This window comes from Belliella marina, from assembly GCF_042682445.1.
Lineage (GTDB): Bacteria > Bacteroidota > Bacteroidia > Cytophagales > Cyclobacteriaceae > Belliella > Belliella marina.
The window spans coordinates 249,133-267,841 of sequence record NZ_JBHUHR010000022.1 but is presented as its reverse complement, the minus strand read 5'-3'; the positions used below and the strand labels follow the sequence as shown (position 1 = coordinate 267,841).

Below are 18,709 nucleotides of genomic sequence, written 5' to 3'. Positions count from 1 at the left end.
GATTTTAGTATTTTAATTTGCGAAACTTTAAAACCTTACAACCTTACAACAATCTTATTATCAAACCAACCTTACAACTTATTAAAATATGCATTTGAAATCAGAAGACCTTACCAGAATTGAAATAGATTTTGACTCTGGAAGTATACCACCACCATTCAGCCACCTCTTCAAACTGAAAATTAGCTTTGAAAAGAACTTTCTGAATACACAATTGGACCTAGAATATACCCACCGTGAGGAATTGACAGACGAGGAAATCTTGGATGAAGGCTTTCCGTTGGACGGCAATTTCAATTACGTGGGAGAGTTGCACCATGCATGGGAGAAACCATTGAAATCCCTATACATCAATTCAAAATGGGCCAATAAGAAATTGGATGAAGAGGAAGGTGGCGTGAAAGTCTTGGCTAAAGATCTTCATGGGAAAATCACCCGGACTGTCCCTTTGAATCAAGAAGAATGGCAATATACGGCCCAAGAAATTATCCAAGCCATCTATGAAACAAGTAAAAAAGAAGCTCCTCTCATCATAAATTTCCTGAAAATCGATCATGATAATGTTTTGGAAATTTCCTTGACGATGAAATTTTCCATTAGGAAAGCGCTCGCTACAATCAACGGGCAAGAGAAAGATCTGAATTGGGAGAAAACAAAGGAATTATTATCCTATGTTTTTTTACCTGATTATGACTACGACAAGGCCAGGGAAGGCAAACCTAGCAAAAGGGGTATTTATATCGACTGTGGTGATGGCTTTTGGCATGAATTTGGAAAAGGTATATACAATATAGATTCTTCCTATGATGCAGTATCAAAAATCAGGGAAGGGTTTTTAAAATTATAACCAAGCTATACTATTTATTATGAAAAATTTAAAATCTATCAAAAGCATTTTTGCTCAGGTATTAGGGGCTGTATTTTTGTTCAGCTGCGCAAGTTGGAATAATACAGAAAAAGGGGCAGCAATCGGTGGTGGTACCGGTGGCGCTATAGGCGCCGTAATAGGGAACAAAAGTGGGCAAGCCGGCAAAGGGGCAGCAATCGGAGCTGTCGTAGGTGGTGCTGCTGGTGCTGCAATTGGTATCTATATGGATAAGCAAGCAAAAAAAATTGAAGAAGAAGTAAAAGATGCCGAAGTAGAAAGAGTCGGTGAATCCATCAAATTGACTTTTGATTCAGGTATTTTGTTTGGTTTTGATTCGTATTCGTTGACTCCTGATGCACAGGAAAACATCATGAAGTTTGCCGAAATCTTGAAAGAATATCCAGATACGGATCTTTCCATCGAAGGTCATACCGATAACAAAGGTGCATACCAGTACAACTTAGGATTGTCTGAAAGAAGGGCAGCTTCAGTGAAAAACTACCTAAAAATGCAAGGTATCGAGGATGCCAGAATGCTTACCTTAGGTTATTCTTTTGACAAACCTATAGCTTCAAATGAAACAGACGAAGGAAGAGCCAAAAACAGAAGGGTAGAAATCCTCATCACCGCCAATGACGAATTGGTTGACAAAGCAGAAAAAGGAGAAATCAAAGATTGATTTCAACAAATACTATAAGAAAAAAGCCAGCGAAAGTTGGCTTTTTTATTTTCCTCAGTCATTTCAACCATAGGGAGAAATCTCGTACTGAAATCCACACTCCAACTTCAATATACACTTTCATGTTTCAAAGACAGGTCGAGACCTCTCCTAACGTCGAGGTGACTTAGTGGTCATTTCGACCATAGGGAGAAATCTCATACCGAAATACACACTACCACTTCAATATACACTTTAACGTTTCAAAGACGGGACGAGACCTCTCCTAGCGTCGAGGTGACTTAGCGATCATTTCGACATGCTAGACATCAATAAACTCCCATTTAGGATTATCAGATTCAATCAATGTGTTTTTCTTCAATCTACTCCATTTTTTCAATTCCTTTTCTCGTGAAATTGCATCTAATGAATTCTTAAATGTTTCATAGTAAACAAGATTCCCACAATTATACTTTGCACAGAAAGTATTTGCATTTTTTAAAATAGCCTCCCGATGTTGAGCTATCCTTCTTTCCAAGTTATTAGTAACACCTACATAAAGGACTGTTTTATGTTTATTGGTTAAAAAATAAACATACATAGTTTTAAAACTCATAAGTATCAAGTTTAAAAATTAAATATTTATTCCAACTTCACTTTCATGTTTAAAGACGCGACGAGACCTCTCCTAGCGTCGAGGTGACTTAGCGGTCATTTCGACTTTATCTCCTATTTAGGAGGCAGAGGGAGAAATCTCGTACCGAAATCCACACTCCAACTTCAATATACACTTTAATGTTTCAAAGACGGGTTGAGACCTCTTCTAACGTCGAGGTGACTTAGTGGTCATTTCGACATGCTAGACATCAATAAATTCCCATTTAGGAGGCAAAGGGAAGAAACCTCAAACTATTGTTTATCCACCTTCATCTTTATAATCTCTGACTTCAAATCCAGAATCATCTTGGACAAATCCTCAATGGTCATGGGATTGTTCCGGTCTTTGGGGTTGGGGAAATCGGTGCTGATAAATGCTTTGGCTTCCCATACTTCCATGATATCTTCTCCTTTTATCTCGTAAGGTTTATAATGCTCATTGTCAGACACCAAAAACAACTTCCCATTTTCTGCCAAATAATTAAATACCCGCTTGTATACAACCCCTTCAGTCGCTGTCACCAGTATATATGTCTTTCCACTTTTTATATCCTTCAACTGCTCCACATATCCACCAACAATCAGGGTACCAGGCACCAAAGGTAACATGCTGTCTCCAGCAATCTCAAAAGCCCTGTAAGTTTGGTTACTAGCCAAATTGGGCAATCTAAACTGTGGCAGGGACTCCATGTATTCCGGATCTGCAAAGCCGTTCAGATATCCAGCTGATGCTTTTTGCCCCACCATTGTGATGCTTTCCCGATCATCGGCATCAACAGCAATAGTGAGGATCTTGGTAGCCTTGTTTTGAACTGCCTTTCTCCCCTTTTCTTCTATATCATGATACAGCAATTCATCCATGGAAACATTGAAAAGCTCTGCCATCACTGTCAAGGCTGTAAGCTTCGGTTCCGAACGACCATCCTCATAGGCCGAGATCATCGTCCGCTGCACTCCCAATTTTTCAGAAAGCTCCGCTTGTGTGAGGTTTTGGGAAGTACGTAGATGTTTGAGGTTTTTGGAAAGCAGCATATTTCTCTGGTTAGGCTGAATAAAGATAAAAATTATGGTCGTCTTTCTGCAGCTGCTTGACCGAAAAAGGATTAGCCATCCTTCTTTGTTCCATTCTGCTTTTGATTTCTTCCAAAATCTCTCCAACTGATTTTGGCTCATTGACCAACAGGTATCCATACTGTGGCTTTTGCTCATCTTCAATAAAAAATTTCACTTGGCAATTCCCTGAAGGCAAGGTCTTTTGTGTGAGGCTGATTTTAGTGATGTCTTCCATAGCTTTGTTGATTTAACAGGAGCTAATATACAAATGTTATTTTAAATAACAACAGTATGTTTATAAAACAAACACAATAATGACACAAGTTGTCGTTTTATTTTGAAATTTGTAGAGCAAATAATATGATTATCCGCTACTTCGCCAGTAATGACGTAAGCAAACCATCATGTTGCGGATAATCGTCTACTACGCCACGGCGCACGAGTGTCAACGGACGACAGTCAACAGTAATGAAAATCCGCTGTTGGAGAAACTTTGTTTGGCTTGTGGCAAAGTAGCGTATATACATAGCAAATAATTGAATAATGTGTGGCAAAACAAGTGAATTTTAGGGAATATGAGACAGTTCTTATCTAAAATAAACGTACTAAGAACAGGTTAAAAACAGATAATAAGACTATTGAAAATTAAGTCTCTAAGCAAAAGGATCACAGAGTTTAAATGCCTTTGGAGATTTGACAATCATTATATATATAATACTGTTAATGAAAATTTCACCAATATTTTATTTGAAAAAAACTTTTAATACGTAACTAAATTCAGTAAAATAAATTTTTAATACAATCCTAACTACATGAAAATCAAACACCTATTATTATTGACGATGTTGTACAGCCCTGTTGCTTTTGCACAGATTGGTAATGAAAATGAAAAAAGAGCTTTTGACTATTCTGAAACGAAACATGAATTGGCTGTAGACATAAGACCTTTGCTCTCTGGAGATATCTCACCTTCTTTATTCTACAGAAAAAATTATGTAGGACCAAAAGGTAAGACTATGGGGTTTCGTTCCAATATGCTTTTCAGGAATAGTTTTAGCAACAATGAAATCTCCATGAATGGGAATACTTATAAAAAATCCTATACACATACTCTTGGTTTAAGCATTGGATTGGAAAGGCAAAAACACCTCAATGAAAAATTTATAGGATATGGAGGCTTTGACTTGTCATTTCAGATGGAAAGTGAAAGATTAAGAGAAAGGATTGATTTTCCTGAAGGAAATAAAGGATATTTCAATGGTTATACGAGAGTGTATGGAATAAATAATTTCTGGGGATTCAAATATCACTTCAACTCCAGGATCAGTTTCTCGGCAGAAACTGGGTTTGACTTCTTCTATTTAGAGGCCGGAGATAAATCATCGGGAGACAACCGGGGCAACTTTCCTGTAATATCAAACAAAGAAGGGGGGTATTTTGGATTGAGTTTAGTCCCTCTAAAAGCATTGCGGGTTTCATACCATTTCTAAGGATCTCTCCAGATTATAAAAAAGCCTCCAAGATTGACTTTCTTGGAGGCTTCTTCCTTACCTGAATTTACCTTTCAACATGGCCAGCTTCGCTGCCAAATCCCCTTCTGCCACTTGGGGATCTTCTTTTTTCTCTTTTGACTTCACTTTGCCTCGTTCTGCAAATGGATCTGACTTCATACTTAGCCCTATTCTCTTCCTCTGGATATCAACTTCCATCACGGTCACTTCCACTTTCTGATTGACTGTGACTACTTCATTGGGATCATTGATGAATTTGTCGGCCAAATGACTCAAATGCACCAAACCATCCTGATGGACTCCAATATCGACAAATGCCCCAAATTTGGTGATATTGGTAATGATCCCCGGCAGCTTCATCCCTGTTTTCAAGTCTTTCATTTCATTGACACCTTCCTGAAAGCTGAACAACTCAAAACCTTCCCTTGGATCACGTCCAGGCTTGGAAAGCTCTTCCATAATATCCTGAAGCGTGGGCAAACCAACTGTCTCGGAAACATAATTCTTCAGAATAATCTTTGACCTCAATTCTTCAGAAGTCATCAAATCAGTCAATTTCACACCTATATCTTTGGCCATCTTCTCTACCAAGTCATACCTTTCTGGATGCACTGCCGATGAGTCCAGCGGGTTTTTCGCATTACGGATCCTTAAGAAACCTGCTGCCTGTTCATATGCCTTGTCGCCCAACCTTGGCACTTTCTTGATTTCAGACCTGCTTTTGAATGGACCATTTTCAGTTCTGTATGCCACAATGTTTTGAGCCAAAACAGGTCCTAATCCAGAAACGTAAGTCAACAATTGCTTGGAAGCAGTATTGATCTCTACACCTACCCCATTCACACAACTCATGACGGTGTCATCCAATGAATTCTTCAATGCCGACTGATCTACATCATGCTGGTATTGTCCTACACCAATGGATTTGGCATCGATTTTCACCAATTCCGCCAATGGATCCATCAATCTCCGCCCAATGGAAACGGCTCCCCTCACTGTCAAATCCTGGTCAGGAAACTCTTCTCTAGCCACATCGGAGGCAGAATATATGGAAGCTCCACTTTCATTGACCATGGTCACAATGACACTTTTAGGCAAACCTATAGCCTTCACAAATGCCTCAGTTTCCCTACTTGCAGTACCATTTCCAATGGCAATGGCTTGGATTTGGTGTTTTTCTACCAAATGTTTGATTGTGGCAGCTGATTCTGCTGTACGCTTTTGGGGTTCATTTGGATATATGGCGTCGAAACTCAACAATTGACCTTGTGGACCTAGGCAGACAGTCTTACAACCTGTCCTAAAGCCTGGGTCTATCGCCATCACTGATTTTTCCCCCAATGGTGCTGCCAAAAGTAATTGTCTCAAATTCTCGGCAAAAACCTTGATGGCATCTTCATCCGCCTTCTTTTTGGTAAACAATCTGACCTCTGTTTCCATCGAAGGCTTCAACAGTCTTTTATAGCAGTCCTTGATGGCTAATCTTACTTGATCCACAGATGTATTGGCTGCACCTTCCAAAATCATCCTCTCCATCAATGCAATGGCGGAAATTTCATCAGGACAAGAATCCAACATCAAGAACAATTCCTTTTCCCCTCTTCTCATTGCCAAAACACGGTGCGAAGGTGCAGTTTTGATAGGCTCAGACCAGTCAAAATAATCCTTGTATTTGATTGCGTCCGCTTCTTTTCCCGGCAAAACCTTGGAAACAAAAGTACCTTCATTGATAAACAAATCACGCATTTTTTTCCGCAGGTCCACATTCTCATTGATCCATTCGGCCATGATATCCCTAGCTCCCTGCAATGCCTCCTCTACCGAAACCACCTCCTTGCTTTCATCTACATACTTCTCAGCCTCGGAATCAAGGTTTATCGAAGTTTGCTCAAAAATCAAAGTTGCCAATGGCTCCAAACCTTTCTCTTTGGCAATCGTCGCCTTGGTTCTTCTCTTCGGTTTGTAAGGCAAGTACAGATCTTCCAATAGTGACATGGTTTCGGCTGCATTGATTTTCTTTTCCAACTCCTCCGAAAGCTTGCCTTGCTCCTTGATAGACTTGAGGACTGCTTCCCTCCTTTTGTCCAATTCCCTCAACTGCAAAGCCCTATCACGAATCCCAGCTACCTGGACTTCATCCAAACTTCCTGTCACTTCCTTTCTATATCGTGAAATAAAAGGGACTGTAGCACCTTCGTCCAACAATGCAATGGTGTCTGTCACCTGCTTGAGTTTGATATTCAGCTCTTCAGCTATTTTCAAATAATGATCTATATTCATCTTATCGATTTAAAACCTCAAAATAGAAGCTGCAATTTAGGGTATTCAGGATTGGTAAGAAAAAAGAAATATCAGTTATTGTAGCAATTATCACTAAGGTATTGGAAATGTGTAGGTAAATTTGGATGTCAGATTTTGATGGGGATTTTTCAATTAGCTTGCTTTGGGGTTTCCATTCTGACAGTCCATACTAAAAGTGACATTGATAGATATTGGTTTGGAATCTATGTCCAACTTTCATAGTCCATACTTATATATTAAAAGCAGATAGTAGTAGTAGACAAAGTAATCTAAACGTGAAGTATTTCAATTCAATCATTCAAAAAAACTTAAGAACCTTCTGAAAATTAAAAGACAGAAAATCATGGCCAACAAAACCGATTGGAGAAAGGAAATCAAAAGCTGGGGACTTATCCTTGCTTTCATCGCATTTTTATATTTCACAGGATTGATAACACCCATCATGGGTGGGGTACAATCCATTCTACTTTCCACTGGATTGATCAAACCTAAAATCACCATGGTCGACAAAGAAAATCTGGATTTTGATTACAAAGGCCGATTTTCAAATATGGCTGGAGCAGCAATAGAACTGGAAGAATACCGGGGCAAAACTGTTTTTATCAACCTTTGGGCTACCTGGTGCCCTCCTTGTCGTGCGGAGATGCCACATATTTCGGAATTGTATAAAAAAGTGAAAGACACAGAAAACCTGGAATTCCTGATGATTGCCTTGGATAACGATTTCCAAAAAAGCATCAAACTACATGAAGACAAAGGTTGGAGTTTCCCCATAGTCCATGCAAGTCATGGCCTCAACAATTCTTTGCAGTCAAATTCCATTCCCACCACCTTGGTCATCAACCCCCAAGGGAAGATCATCTTTTATCAGGAAGGGATGAGCAATTTTGACACAAAGGAGTTTAGGGATTTTTTGACAGGGAAAGAACCAAACTAGCCTATTTGGAATCCATCACAAACTCTCTGTGGGACAAACCCCATTCCACCATTTTATCCAAAACCTCCACTATATTCTTCCCGGAAGTTGTCAGTTCATATTCCACAGACACAGGTGTGGTATCATAAACCTTTCTGACCACAATTCCATTCAGCTCAAGCTCCTTCAATTCTTTGCTCAACATCCTTGGGGTAATTTTGGAAATGTTTCTCTGGATTTCTGTAAACCTATTTTTCCCAAATAGAATGGATCCCAATATGGGCAATTTCCATTTTCCGCTGATCACATTCAAAGTGTCATTGATAGCCAATACATAGAGAATCGGGCAGGATTTGGTTTCTTTGATGCTTAAAATTTCTTCCATGTCATGTCTCATTCTTTTTTCAGAGTACAAATTTAATCACTATACTTTAGTATACCACTATACTTTAAGAAGTATATTTGGATTACTTTTGTAGGGAAATAAAATCAAAACCAAAAAAGAATCGACATGCTACTAATAACAGGCGCTACTGGCCAACTAGGTCAGCTTACTATCGAGTATTTACTGAGAAAAGGAGTTGATCCACAAAAAATCATCGCTTTGGTTAGGGACGAATCCAAATCAAATGACCTTAAAGCAAAAGGTATAGGTATCAGAGAGGGCAATTATGATGATCCCAAATCATTGGAATCAGCATTTATTGGTATAGAAAAACTGCTCTTGATCTCAAGTTCGGATGTAGCCAATAGGGCCAAGCAACATAAAAATGCAGTAAATGCAGCTACTGTCGCAGGAGTCAAACACATCCTATATACCAGCTTTTTCAGCAACAATCCTACCGAAACTTCCCCTATCAGCTTTGTTGGTGAATCACACAAGTATACTGTTGGATTGATCAAAGAGAGTCAAATCCCTTATACCATCCTAGAGAACAACTTGTACTTAGAAATGCTTCCGATATTTTTTGGGGAAAATGTCTTGGACACCGGCATATACCTTCCTGCAGGTGAAGCTAAGGGAGCATTTGCCTCAAGAGCAGATATGGCAGAAGTAAATGCAAACATACTTATGGAAAATGGACACGAAGGTAAGATTTACAATATCAGCAATGTCGAGAACATTTCAATTGCAGAAATGGCTGCCATCCTAAGCAGGCTGACCAGTAAGACTGTAAATTATGTGAATCCTTCCAGATCAGAATATGAAAGCACTTTGGGAAAAGCTGGTGTTCCAGCGGGATACATCAGCATCTTTGCAGGATTTTCCCAAGCAATCAGCGAAGGAGAATTTGAGACAGACAAGTCTGATTTGGAAAAACTTCTCAAAAGAAAACCTCTCAATGCAGAAGAATATTTGAGACAAGTTTATTCAAAGTAATCTGATTTTTTTAACCACTAGGGACACCAGGGTTTCACAGAGGACACTAGGAATCAATTGACAAACCATGTTTCAAGAAGACATCGATAGTGCAGTTTGTGGAAAACTATGTGCTCTCCGTGGTTAAAGAAAAGAGAACAGATTATTTAAAAAAAACACCACTGAAAACCCTTCAGTGGTGTTAAACTTATTTGAATATTTTCTTCTAAAGAACAGATTATTTGAACAAATCAAATTTCAAACCTACATTGATTCTTGCATTGTAGAACTCTTCTTGGGCAGTCCTTGCACGCACACCCTGATAATACCTGAGCGGCTGATTGGTTAGGTTATTCCCTTCGGCAAACAATCTTAAATTAGGTGTGAAAGCATAGGAGGCATTTACGTCCAAGAAGGTTTGCCTGTCATAATAGATATCATTGAAACTTTCCCCTCCCAATTCATCTATATAACCACTTGCATGGTTTACGGATACTCTTAATACCAGTTTTTCTGTTTCAAAAGAAAGGGAAGCATTGAACATGTTTCTGGCTGTTCCCGGCAACTTGAGATCTTCATTGTCACGGCCTTCTATCCCTGTAGTCCTGGAATCGGTAAAGGTGTAATTCATAAAAATCCCCAGTCCTTTCCAGATGCCCGGCAAGAAGTCAAACTGTCTCTGGATAGACGTCTCAAATCCGTAAACATCGGCAGTCCCACCATTTTCAGGTTGCGTAATTGAAATCAATTCCCCAAAAACAGGATCGACTACATTGAAGTCTGTACGTTGATAGATAAAATTATTCACATCCTTATAGAATCCACCAAAAGTGAAAATCCCCACAGACTTATAGTAATTTTCAAACATCAAATCAAAATTCATTGAGGTAGTCGGTACCAAGTTTGGATTGCCTCTCACCAAAGTCTCATTGTCTGGACTATAGATAGAATAAGGCACCAAATCGAAGTAATTAGGCCTTGCAATGGTATTGGCCCAAGCAAACCTCAGGATTCTGTTGTCTGTAATATCATACTTGAAATGTGCCCCCGGCATGAGGTTGGTATAATTGTCAGACACAGCGGCAGATCGGTTGAAAACCTCTTCATCCTCATCGAATTCATAACCCCGATATTCAAGGTTTGTATTCTCTAGCCTCACACCGAAAATGGCAGACAATTGTGGAGTAAATTGGTAATCAGTCATCACATAACCGGCAGATATCATTTCTGATGCCTGATAATTACCCGTAATGTATTCAGCAACCGCATCCTCATACTCAAAGAGATTGGGGTTTTTAAGATCCAAGCCTCCTATATATTTACTGTCTACAAATCTGCCAGGCACATATTGCGGTCCATTTAGGAAAACCCTATCGTTTTGAAATGAGAATGGCAAGTCTCCCAAATTATTTCCATTGGCACCAAGATTTCCGATTGGATCATATAGATCGTATGAATCGGTTCTGTTCTTATATTTTGACCTCAATCTTCCTCCAAATTTCAACATACCATGATTAGAGGCGTAAGGCAGGGAAAAATCCAATCTAGCATTAAGATCCTCTTCAAAAGTATGGTTGTTGGATTCATAAATTTCATTCAATCCCAAGCCTAACTCACTTTCTTGGTTAGCAAAGGTTGTCAACACTTTGAAAGGATCCCTGATGTCCAAAACCATGTCGGCATTTCCCCTATGGGTGATGTACCTTTCGTTTGGCCTGTCTTCGGAAGCTTTTGCATAGGTAGCATTCCACGTCATTTTGAGCTTATCAAACAGATGGGTACCAGATAGGGTGGTATTCAGAACCCTTTGGTCTTCCAATCTGGTGCCTTTCACCCTGTTGTTGTCTATACCTCCCTTTGTCTGTATTGCCGCCCTACCCCGCAATTGATAGACATTGCTTTGAAGCTCTGTAAAGCTTCCATTGTTGAAAGGCTGATCCATTCGATCGACCCTCATCCTCCATCTATTTTCCCAGTCATCTCTCCAGTTATACATCGCATTGAAGACGATCGAGTGGTTTTCATTGATATCATAATCCAATGCCAAGGATGTACTTCTTCTTACCCGCTGCACATTGTATTTTCTAAGATCAAATCTATCTACCACTACCGGATGGTCCTGGTTTTCTGTCCTTACCCACCTGGCTTCATAATTGTCAGATCCAAAATTATGGTTGTTATATGATCCGGAAAAAATAACCCCCAATTTACCATTGGCAATTCTATCACCCACTATCAGGCCACCAGTCCAAATAGGCTTCTCAGAAAGCAGGTTTATTCCCGTCCCTGCAGTTCCAGACACCCTCAGTCCATTCGGCGCCTTTCTGGTCACCAGGTTTACAGCTCCACCTATGGCATCAGCATCCATATCGGGAAGTACGCTTTTGTTGACCTCAATCGTCTGGATCATGTCAGCGGGTATCAAATCCATCTGAACCCTTCTATTTCCGCCTTCTGCCGAAGGAATCCTTTCGCCATTGATCATGACAGAATTAAGCTCGGGAGACATTCCCCTTATAATAATGTCCCGAGCTTCCCCCTGGTCATTCTGCATGGTAATACCAGGAATCCTTTTGATCGCATCTCCAATATTGGCATCCGGAAATCGACCTATTTGATCCGCAGCAACTATATTGCTGATATTGGAATTGGTCTTCTGCTGGTTCAATGCCCTCGCCTGTCCTTTGAGCCTATCCCCAAAAACAATAAATTCAACACCGTCTACTGTCCCTGGGTCCATCTGAAATTTCAGTTCCAGTGTCTGCCCATCTTTGACCGAAACTTCTTTTGTAGATCCGTTATATCCCAAATAAGAAACAATAAGATTATAATTGCCAGCAGGTACTCCCAATACTGAAAAATCCCCCGACTGGTTTGTCACAGTACCTTTGCCAGTACCTTCCAAAATCACATTTGCACCTGGGAGGGATAAGTTTTGATTGTCTATGACTTTACCTCTTATAATCGCCTGTGCATATATATCCTGTGCAATAAGCATGAACAAGGATATTGCTGAAATCAGTAATTTGTTTTTCATATGAAGTTTATTTTTTGAATGCATTATTTTGACTCCTTGATATATTTTTCCAAATCTCTCCAATCATAAAGCTGGAAGGTTTTATTGTCCGACATCGCAACAAACAACCCTTTCGGAAACTTTGGACTGAGATTGAAATTGATAACCTCCGAGCCGTCACTGGAAACTGTGGCCAAAGGAATCTTGGTGATCAGTTGATGCTGATGGGGATTTTCAAGTGTCCCCTCCCTTGGAAAAACATGGAAAAAATTTGCTTCTTGGTCTGAAACCAAAATATAGCCTGTACTTTCGTCTACTTGGTAGATCGATATCCCTTCATGATCCTTGGTAAACCCTTCTTGGGCGAAAAGTGCCAATTCTTCATTTCCTTTTTCCGGATCTGCATAATACTTCCTTACGCCGACTCCTTCATCCGAATAATAGATATAGCCCAGCTGATGATCTACAGCAATGGCTTCAATCTCCTTTTTGCCACTGTACTTGCCAAACTTTCTAACCAGCTCTAACTTCAACCCTTCTGGTGTGTTTAGCATTTCATATTGCCAAAGATAGGTTCCGTCTGTAGGTCCATTTTTTCTTCCTGCGATGATATAATGCCTGCCTGAATCTGGGTTGTGGTAAACTGCAACCCCCATAAGATCCCGGTATTCATTACCAGTTTCACCAATGTAAATTTCAACTCCTCCCTGTACTATTTCCTTCATATCCGGAAGACTGTAAAATCTGAGTTTAGAGGTAAATCTTTCTCCAGTCACAGCAAAATCGACTTTCTGGTCTCCCAATTGAAACCCATAACCAACATCGACATTGTTGGGTCTTTTCAGATCCCTGACCACCAGTGAATCAATCGTCTTTCCCTCCAAATCAAAAACATAGAGTGCTCCATCCAAATCCTTGTCTGTTCCGATTACCAGACTTTTCGAAGGGTCTTTCGGATTGACCCAAATTGCTGGATCATCAGAATCATGCTTAAGTGTATCAGTTACGTAAACAGGTTGAATTGTTCTTTCTTCATCTGTGACTTCCCCTGAATGCGAGTTTTGTGTACTTTGACAACCCCATAAGAGAAGCAAGGCCAAAACATTGAAAATTGAATTTTTAAACATTTTTTTTGTTGCTTTTTGTTTGGTCAAAGGTAGCCTAGACCTGTGCTTAAAAACTACAACTGAGCGTTATCAAAAAGGCAACATGTGAAAAATGAAACGTTAACAAAACGATTACAGGGCATTGAAAAAACAAACTTAAACGACTCATTTTAAGATATTTAAAATAGATTAAAAATAGATTAACAAATTGTTTCCTATAAACTTAGAATGAAATTCTGTAGGCTATCTGATTTTTTTAGATTCAGTTTTTTCTTAAGTCTATACCTCGAAATCCTGAGGCTTTCGGGGGAAATACTCAAAGTGGAGGCAATGTCTTTTGAGTTCAAATTTAGCTTCATCAGAGTAGCAAGCCTCAGATCAGCAGGAGACAGCTCTTGGGAGATTTCCTGGAGATTTTGATAGAATTTTTCGTGGACTTTTTCAAAATTGTTCCGGAAATCATCCCAATCGGTATCTTTGACAAAGTTGTTGTCAATCATTTTTACCAGGTTTCTGATCTTTTTTTTCTGCTCCCGAAAATCATCCACCAATGTGTTTTTCAGTTTTTCCCTTATCTCCTCCATCAATCTGTTTTTATCTATCACATGCAGGGTTTCGGCTGTCAAGGCTTTGGTATTTGACTCCAATTCCTGCTTCATTTGCTGCTCTTTGAGCAATACATTGTTCAATTCTGTCTCTATCAGTTTTTGCTTGGTTTCCATACCCTCTTTCTGATAAAGCATGAGCGCTTCGGCTGCTGCTGCCTTTAGCTTTTGCCTACTAAAAATCACCACACTTAAACCAAAAATCACCAGAACCAAAATAATCAACAATATCTTCACCTTTCTATCAAACGAGTGGATTTCTTGTAATTTGATGATTTCCCGATCTTTGAACTCAACATCATATAAGGCTTCCATCAAAGCCATCTGCCGTGCAGACTCACTGCTGTAGATTTCCTGGTAGGACATCCTACTGCTATCGAGGTAGGTATAAGCTTGTTGGAAGTTTTTCGCTTCATAATAAATCTTGGAAATATCCCTGTAGGCACTGCTTAACTGGTAGATATCTTGATATCTTCTACTCATCTCCAGAGCCTGGTTGGTAAACAGCAATGCAGAATCCAACAGTCCTTTTTTTCTATAGATGTCCCCCAGATTATTGATATTGTTGATGAGTATGAGACTATCTCCTGTTTGAAGGTTGAGGGAATATGCTTCCTTGAAATAATAAAATGCGGAATCGTAAGAACCTGTATCTTCATAGATACTCCCCAAATTCTCTTTGATATCTGCCGAAAGATCGTCTAAACCTTCGTCCTGAAGTATTTTCAGTGCTTTCCATTGACAGTCCAAAGCCAAAGAATAATCTCCACTTTTTTCATGGATCGCACCTATCCATCCCAATGAAACCGCCTGCCCCAGCTTATTCCCGGTTTTCACTGCCAAATCGAAAGCTTTCTGGTGGGATTCCAATGAAAGATCCGCTGATTTGGTCTTGTAAAACAATCTGCCTGTCAAGTTATAGTTATTCACCAAACCATCATGATTCTTGATGTCTTGCATGATTGCTTCCGAAACAATCCACTTTTCGGCTGCTTCCGAATAGATTCCCTGTTGAAAAAGTATTTCTCCCAAAAACTGTTGACAGATTCCTTCCTGCAATTTCAAGCCTTCTTTTTTTGCTACCTCAAGTGCCTCAGAAGTAAAATAATAACTCGAATCGGGATGGGTATATTGAAATTGTTTCCCGAGTATTATCAACGAATCAATTTTCACGGAAGGGACGGTGGATTTCTCTGCTACCTGAAAACTATATCCAGGTATGATAAAAAGAAAAAATAAATATAAAAGCCCATTTTGTTTCATCAACAAAAATGGGCTTTTAATGTATATTCTATGTTACCTAATAATGTTCTTTCGGTTAACTTTGGGGTATTGGATTGTAGATCTAAAACCTTCAATCTTCTTAAATATTCTGGATAGAAATCCTTTAATATATCAATCTGGGGGGAAATCACTCTCCTTTAGGCGAAGACTTTAGTGTTTTTTCTTTGTGAACTTGGTGTTTTTACTTGGTGATCTTTGTGGTAAAAATTATAACCACAAAGATCACCAAGTTTTTCACAAAGAACACTAAGTTTAGGATTCCCTTTAGTCTCCTTTAAGCGAAACCAAACCTATCGGTCTTTAGCCGATAAGTGTTTAGTTAAGATTTTATTTTTTCACATTTTTCTTTACATGCTTCTGCATGTGTAAGATGTGCTCTTAGGGTTGGAAGCTTTTTGGTAGCCCAAGCTCTGATTTCAGGATCTTCCGAATCAGTAGATGCTTTTTCGAACAATTCAATGGCATCTTCATGATGAGACACCATCATTTTACTATAGGTTTTCCCAAATTCATTCCCTTTTTTATCGGCAAGTTTATCGTAAGTATCTTGCGAATCTTCTGTAACCGTGGCGGGAATTGAAACTGATTTTGATTGTGCAAGTGCGATTAATTCAGCATGGGATTTGGTATGATCGCTTTCCATCATCTTACCCAGTTCTTTTACATGCTCAGAATCACCATTCTGTTGTGCCAATTTGCCCAATTTGATTTCTTCCAATTGCATCTCTGCTACGTCCATCAAAAACCGGGTGTCATTTTCATTTTTCACAACCATGATCGTTTTGTCGTCAGTGGTCAATTTTGCCATATTTTCTTCTTTGGCAATTTCCCTTGAATCGGCAGTTTTATTCTCAGAACATGAAGACGCTAAGAAAATTGGTCCTGCCAAACATAAAGTATGGACTAGGACTGATTTAAAATTGATTACATTTTTCATAATAAATAGTTGGCTTAGTTTTATTGAATTCTGCTGGGAGTGTTTAATAGCCCCCAGCATTTTGACATTATTTGATTTCTACCAGTGAATCTCTTCACCGCGGTTTGTTCTCCAGTTTTCTTCCAAATACTTGGCATCTGCATCGTTTTTGGGTCTTACCGAAATGACAACATTCCCTTCTTCGATTCCAGATTCATACAACTTTGCCCTAGCTTCAGGTATACCAGAACCGACCAAAGCACCAATAACTCCCCCGGCAAGTCCTCCGGCACCAGCTCCTGCCAACCCGGCAGCGATAGGACCAGCAATCAAAATCCCAAGTCCAGGAATCACTACACTCGTTCCTATCGCCGCAACCACCCCTGCAATAGCACCTATTGTTCCTCCAATAGCCGAACCTTTGCCTGCATGTTCTGCAGCTTTGGTTCCGATTTCAGTCTGCTCCGACTTTTCATCCGTATAATGTCTTTCCCTTGTATCATTAGACATGATCAAGTTGATTTCCTCTTTTGGATAGCCTCTTTCATGTAGGGTGTTGTAAACCTTTTCGGTGCTTTCACGGTCGCGAAACATACCTGTAAGCACTCTGTTTTCAGAAGTTACATCAACTACTGCTTCATTTTGATTTTTTGAATTTTCCATTTTAAAATTGTTTGGGATTAAATAAATATGACTTAGACAATACCATTCAGCTGCTTAGCTGCACTGGCCTAAAAGAAAGTAAATGATTACAAAGACAACTATTGTCCCTAAACACCCACCACCAAATTTTTTGGCACCATAACCTGCTATAAGTCCTTTGAAAATCTTATTCATCGTATTGTTAATTATTCAGCTTTCACAAGCATTACTACTTACACAAAGCTGAGAATGAACGACGAATAAAGTATTACGTAATTATTATAAAATATTACAAAATTATTATACCAAACTAAATCGATACCGCTAAACTACTCTTCTAGCTTTGGATTGGAAAAAATGGACACACGCTTTCTAAAAACTCCCGAGTGATCATATCCCAAAATCGAAGGGCTGAAACCATAGCAAAACACACACTTTCGAAAATCACAAATTCCCATAAAAATATATCATAAATTATGGATTTTAATTTTGAAACCGATTTCATTTGAATTATTTTAGATTTTCGAAAATAAAACACACAAAAACCAAAACCTATGAACCTAAAGTCATCAACAAGCTTGATCGCGTTATCGACGGCCTCTATACTATTGCTTTCTTCTTGTGGAAAACAAGAAAAAGCAGAAGAAACCGAGACTGTTGAAGAAACAAAGAGCAGTTTTCTATCAGCCCCATTGATCAGCCACATTTATACTGCTGACCCTTCGGCACATGTCTTCAATGGAAAAATCTATATCTACCCATCACATGATGTAGCCTCTGTAGTGGAAGAAGATGACTCTGGCGCACATTTCAATATGCGGGATTACCATGTATTCAGCATGGAGACCATTGATTCAGAACCGGTGGACCATGGAGTGGCACTTGACGTAGATGATGTTCCTTGGGCAAAAAGACAAATGTGGGCACCAGATGCTGCTGAAAAAGACGGAAAATACTACTTATACTTCCCTGCCAAAGACCATGATGACATTTTCAGGTTGGGGGTAGCGGTAGGCGACAATCCAGAAGGTCCATTTGAGGCACAACCTGAACCAATCAAAGGTTCGTATAGCATTGATCCAGCTGTGTTCCAGGATGGAAATAACTACTACATCTATTGGGGTGGTATCTGGGGTGGACAGCTTCAAAAATGGAGAACTGGTGAATACCTATCAACCGGAGATTCTCCCTATGCCGATGAACCTGCAGATGACGAACCTGCCATCAGTCCAATGGTTGCAAAACTCAGTGACAACATGCTGGAATTTGGTGAATCTCCTAAGAAAATAGAAATTTTGGATCAAGATGGTATGCCTATTTTGGCTGGTGACCATGAGAGACGGTTTTTCGAAGCTGCATGGGTACATCAATATGGAGGAAAATACTACTTCTCCTATTCCACTGGGGACACACACAATATCGCCTATGCGATTGGAGACTCACCTTATGGACCTTTTACCTATCAAGGCGTGATCCTAAAACCTGTCCAAGGCTGGACCAACCACCATTCCATTGTGGAAGTAGCTGGCAAATGGTACATATTCTATCATGACACCGAGCTTTCGGGGGACACGCATCTTCGAAATGTGAAAATGACAGAATTGACCCACAATTCCGATGGCACAATCCAGACAATTGAGCCGATTTTGGAATAACATAATTTTCTGCAGAATATGCCAATTGTTAATAATAAGTATCAATTGCTGTACCGGTCATTAGTTATTGGTTAAAAGATGATCAATTATACGTATTTCTTAAATAAAAAAATATGCGTCTGTTTTCAGACAAATCCTAAAACTGATTAAACATTTATGAA

16 protein-coding genes are annotated in these 18,709 nt (G+C 39.4%); 6 read left to right on the top strand and 10 right to left on the bottom strand.

What is annotated here, in order from left to right; all coding sequences use genetic code 11:
* Positions 1-88: 88 nt before the first annotated feature.
* Together ACFSKL_RS08420 and ACFSKL_RS08415 are read left to right on the top strand one after the other, a co-directional pair.
* Complete coding sequence (locus tag ACFSKL_RS08420) at positions 89-847, top strand: hypothetical protein (RefSeq protein ID WP_376885295.1); 759 nt, start codon at positions 89-91, stop codon at positions 845-847.
* 19 nt (positions 848-866) lie between these two features.
* Positions 867-1,547 carry a YiaD family glycine zipper/OmpA-like lipoprotein gene (locus tag ACFSKL_RS08415; protein WP_376885293.1) on the top strand — a complete coding sequence of 227 codons (681 nt, stop codon included), beginning with the start codon at positions 867-869 and terminating at the stop codon, positions 1,545-1,547.
* A 301-nt stretch (positions 1,548-1,848) separates the two neighbouring features.
* Here ACFSKL_RS08415 and ACFSKL_RS08410 read toward each other — a convergent pair whose 3' ends face one another.
* The 3 genes from ACFSKL_RS08410 to ACFSKL_RS08400 form a co-directional block, all read right to left on the bottom strand.
* Positions 1,849-2,142 carry a GIY-YIG nuclease family protein gene (locus ACFSKL_RS08410; protein WP_376885292.1) on the bottom strand — a complete coding sequence of 98 codons (294 nt, stop codon included), beginning with the start codon at positions 2,140-2,142 and terminating at the stop codon, positions 1,849-1,851.
* 293 nt (positions 2,143-2,435) lie between these two features.
* Complete coding sequence (locus ACFSKL_RS08405; RefSeq protein ID WP_376885290.1) at positions 2,436-3,215, bottom strand: XRE family transcriptional regulator; 780 nt, start codon at positions 3,213-3,215, stop codon at positions 2,436-2,438.
* A 10-nt stretch (positions 3,216-3,225) separates the two neighbouring features.
* A complete protein-coding gene (locus ACFSKL_RS08400) occupies positions 3,226-3,471 on the bottom strand; it encodes a hypothetical protein (RefSeq protein ID WP_376885288.1) in 246 nt (81 codons plus the stop codon).
* A gap of 577 nt (positions 3,472-4,048) precedes the next feature.
* Between ACFSKL_RS08400 and ACFSKL_RS08395 the strand changes: the two genes are divergently transcribed.
* Positions 4,049-4,726: a hypothetical protein gene (locus ACFSKL_RS08395; protein ID WP_376885286.1), complete on the top strand. Its 678-nt coding sequence runs from the start codon at positions 4,049-4,051 to the stop codon at positions 4,724-4,726.
* A 57-nt stretch (positions 4,727-4,783) separates the two neighbouring features.
* Here the strand turns inward: ACFSKL_RS08395 and ACFSKL_RS08390 are convergent, their stop codons facing one another.
* The gene (locus ACFSKL_RS08390) at positions 4,784-7,027 is read right to left on the bottom strand and encodes a Tex family protein (RefSeq protein ID WP_376885284.1); all 2,244 of its coding nucleotides are present in this window, start codon (positions 7,025-7,027) and stop codon (positions 4,784-4,786) included.
* A 364-nt stretch (positions 7,028-7,391) separates the two neighbouring features.
* Here ACFSKL_RS08390 and ACFSKL_RS08385 point away from each other — a divergent pair, with 364 nt between their 5' ends.
* The gene (locus ACFSKL_RS08385; RefSeq protein ID WP_376885282.1) at positions 7,392-7,985 is read left to right on the top strand and encodes a TlpA family protein disulfide reductase; all 594 of its coding nucleotides are present in this window, start codon (positions 7,392-7,394) and stop codon (positions 7,983-7,985) included.
* A gap of 1 nt (position 7,986) precedes the next feature.
* On the opposite strand, the gene ACFSKL_RS08380 is transcribed toward ACFSKL_RS08385, so the two are convergent.
* Positions 7,987-8,349 (bottom strand): winged helix-turn-helix transcriptional regulator, encoded by a 363-nt coding sequence (locus ACFSKL_RS08380; RefSeq protein WP_376885279.1) that lies wholly within the window; start codon positions 8,347-8,349, stop codon positions 7,987-7,989.
* Positions 8,350-8,475: 126 nt separating this feature from the next.
* On the opposite strand from ACFSKL_RS08380, the gene ACFSKL_RS08375 reads away from it, so the two are divergent.
* Entirely contained in the window at positions 8,476-9,345 is an 870-nt protein-coding gene (locus ACFSKL_RS08375) for an SDR family oxidoreductase (protein WP_376885277.1), read from the top strand.
* 217 nt (positions 9,346-9,562) lie between these two features.
* On the opposite strand, the gene ACFSKL_RS08370 is transcribed toward ACFSKL_RS08375, so the two are convergent.
* The 5 genes from ACFSKL_RS08370 to ACFSKL_RS08350 all read right to left on the bottom strand — a co-directional run bounded on the left by ACFSKL_RS08370 (position 9,563) and on the right by ACFSKL_RS08350 (position 16,914).
* Positions 9,563-12,361 carry a TonB-dependent receptor gene (locus ACFSKL_RS08370; protein ID WP_376885275.1) on the bottom strand — a complete coding sequence of 933 codons (2,799 nt, stop codon included), beginning with the start codon at positions 12,359-12,361 and terminating at the stop codon, positions 9,563-9,565.
* A 23-nt stretch (positions 12,362-12,384) separates the two neighbouring features.
* On the bottom strand, positions 12,385-13,467 hold the full coding sequence (locus tag ACFSKL_RS08365) for a phytase (protein ID WP_376885273.1): 1,083 nt from the start codon (positions 13,465-13,467) through the stop codon (positions 12,385-12,387).
* Positions 13,468-13,661: 194 nt separating this feature from the next.
* Positions 13,662-15,314, bottom strand: coding sequence for a tetratricopeptide repeat protein (locus ACFSKL_RS08360; protein WP_376885402.1), 1,653 nt, complete (start codon positions 15,312-15,314; stop codon positions 13,662-13,664).
* Positions 15,315-15,654: 340 nt separating this feature from the next.
* Positions 15,655-16,272 carry a DUF4142 domain-containing protein gene (locus ACFSKL_RS08355; RefSeq protein ID WP_376885271.1) on the bottom strand — a complete coding sequence of 206 codons (618 nt, stop codon included), beginning with the start codon at positions 16,270-16,272 and terminating at the stop codon, positions 15,655-15,657.
* A 78-nt stretch (positions 16,273-16,350) separates the two neighbouring features.
* Positions 16,351-16,914, bottom strand: coding sequence for a hypothetical protein (locus ACFSKL_RS08350; protein WP_376885270.1), 564 nt, complete (start codon positions 16,912-16,914; stop codon positions 16,351-16,353).
* A 533-nt stretch (positions 16,915-17,447) separates the two neighbouring features.
* On the opposite strand from ACFSKL_RS08350, the gene ACFSKL_RS08345 reads away from it, so the two are divergent.
* The gene (locus tag ACFSKL_RS08345; RefSeq protein WP_376885268.1) at positions 17,448-18,548 is read left to right on the top strand and encodes a glycoside hydrolase family 43 protein; all 1,101 of its coding nucleotides are present in this window, start codon (positions 17,448-17,450) and stop codon (positions 18,546-18,548) included.
* Positions 18,549-18,709 lie beyond the last annotated feature (161 nt).

Bases quoted from the DNA above. Each gene is read 5' to 3' on its own strand.
- ACFSKL_RS08350 (WP_376885270.1), bottom strand. From the start codon at position 16,914: ATGGAAAATTCAAAAAATCAAAATGAAGCAGTAGTTGATGTAACTTCT.
- ACFSKL_RS08365 (WP_376885273.1), bottom strand. From the start codon at position 13,467: ATGTTTAAAAATTCAATTTTCAATGTTTTGGCCTTGCTTCTCTTATGG.
- ACFSKL_RS08360 (WP_376885402.1), bottom strand. From the start codon at position 15,314: ATGAAACAAAATGGGCTTTTATATTTATTTTTTCTTTTTATCATACCT.
- ACFSKL_RS08400 (WP_376885288.1), bottom strand. From the start codon at position 3,471: ATGGAAGACATCACTAAAATCAGCCTCACACAAAAGACCTTGCCTTCA.
- ACFSKL_RS08405 (WP_376885290.1), bottom strand. From the start codon at position 3,215: ATGCTGCTTTCCAAAAACCTCAAACATCTACGTACTTCCCAAAACCTC.
- ACFSKL_RS08390 (WP_376885284.1), bottom strand. From the start codon at position 7,027: ATGAATATAGATCATTATTTGAAAATAGCTGAAGAGCTGAATATCAAA.
- ACFSKL_RS08380 (WP_376885279.1), bottom strand. From the start codon at position 8,349: ATGGAAGAAATTTTAAGCATCAAAGAAACCAAATCCTGCCCGATTCTC.
- ACFSKL_RS08410 (WP_376885292.1), bottom strand. From the start codon at position 2,142: ATGAGTTTTAAAACTATGTATGTTTATTTTTTAACCAATAAACATAAA.
- ACFSKL_RS08385 (WP_376885282.1), top strand. From the start codon at position 7,392: ATGGCCAACAAAACCGATTGGAGAAAGGAAATCAAAAGCTGGGGACTT.
- ACFSKL_RS08345 (WP_376885268.1), top strand. From the start codon at position 17,448: ATGAACCTAAAGTCATCAACAAGCTTGATCGCGTTATCGACGGCCTCT.
- ACFSKL_RS08375 (WP_376885277.1), top strand. From the start codon at position 8,476: ATGCTACTAATAACAGGCGCTACTGGCCAACTAGGTCAGCTTACTATC.
- ACFSKL_RS08420 (WP_376885295.1), top strand. From the start codon at position 89: ATGCATTTGAAATCAGAAGACCTTACCAGAATTGAAATAGATTTTGAC.
- ACFSKL_RS08355 (WP_376885271.1), bottom strand. From the start codon at position 16,272: ATGAAAAATGTAATCAATTTTAAATCAGTCCTAGTCCATACTTTATGT.
- ACFSKL_RS08415 (WP_376885293.1), top strand. From the start codon at position 867: ATGAAAAATTTAAAATCTATCAAAAGCATTTTTGCTCAGGTATTAGGG.
- ACFSKL_RS08370 (WP_376885275.1), bottom strand. From the start codon at position 12,361: ATGAAAAACAAATTACTGATTTCAGCAATATCCTTGTTCATGCTTATT.
- ACFSKL_RS08395 (WP_376885286.1), top strand. From the start codon at position 4,049: ATGAAAATCAAACACCTATTATTATTGACGATGTTGTACAGCCCTGTT.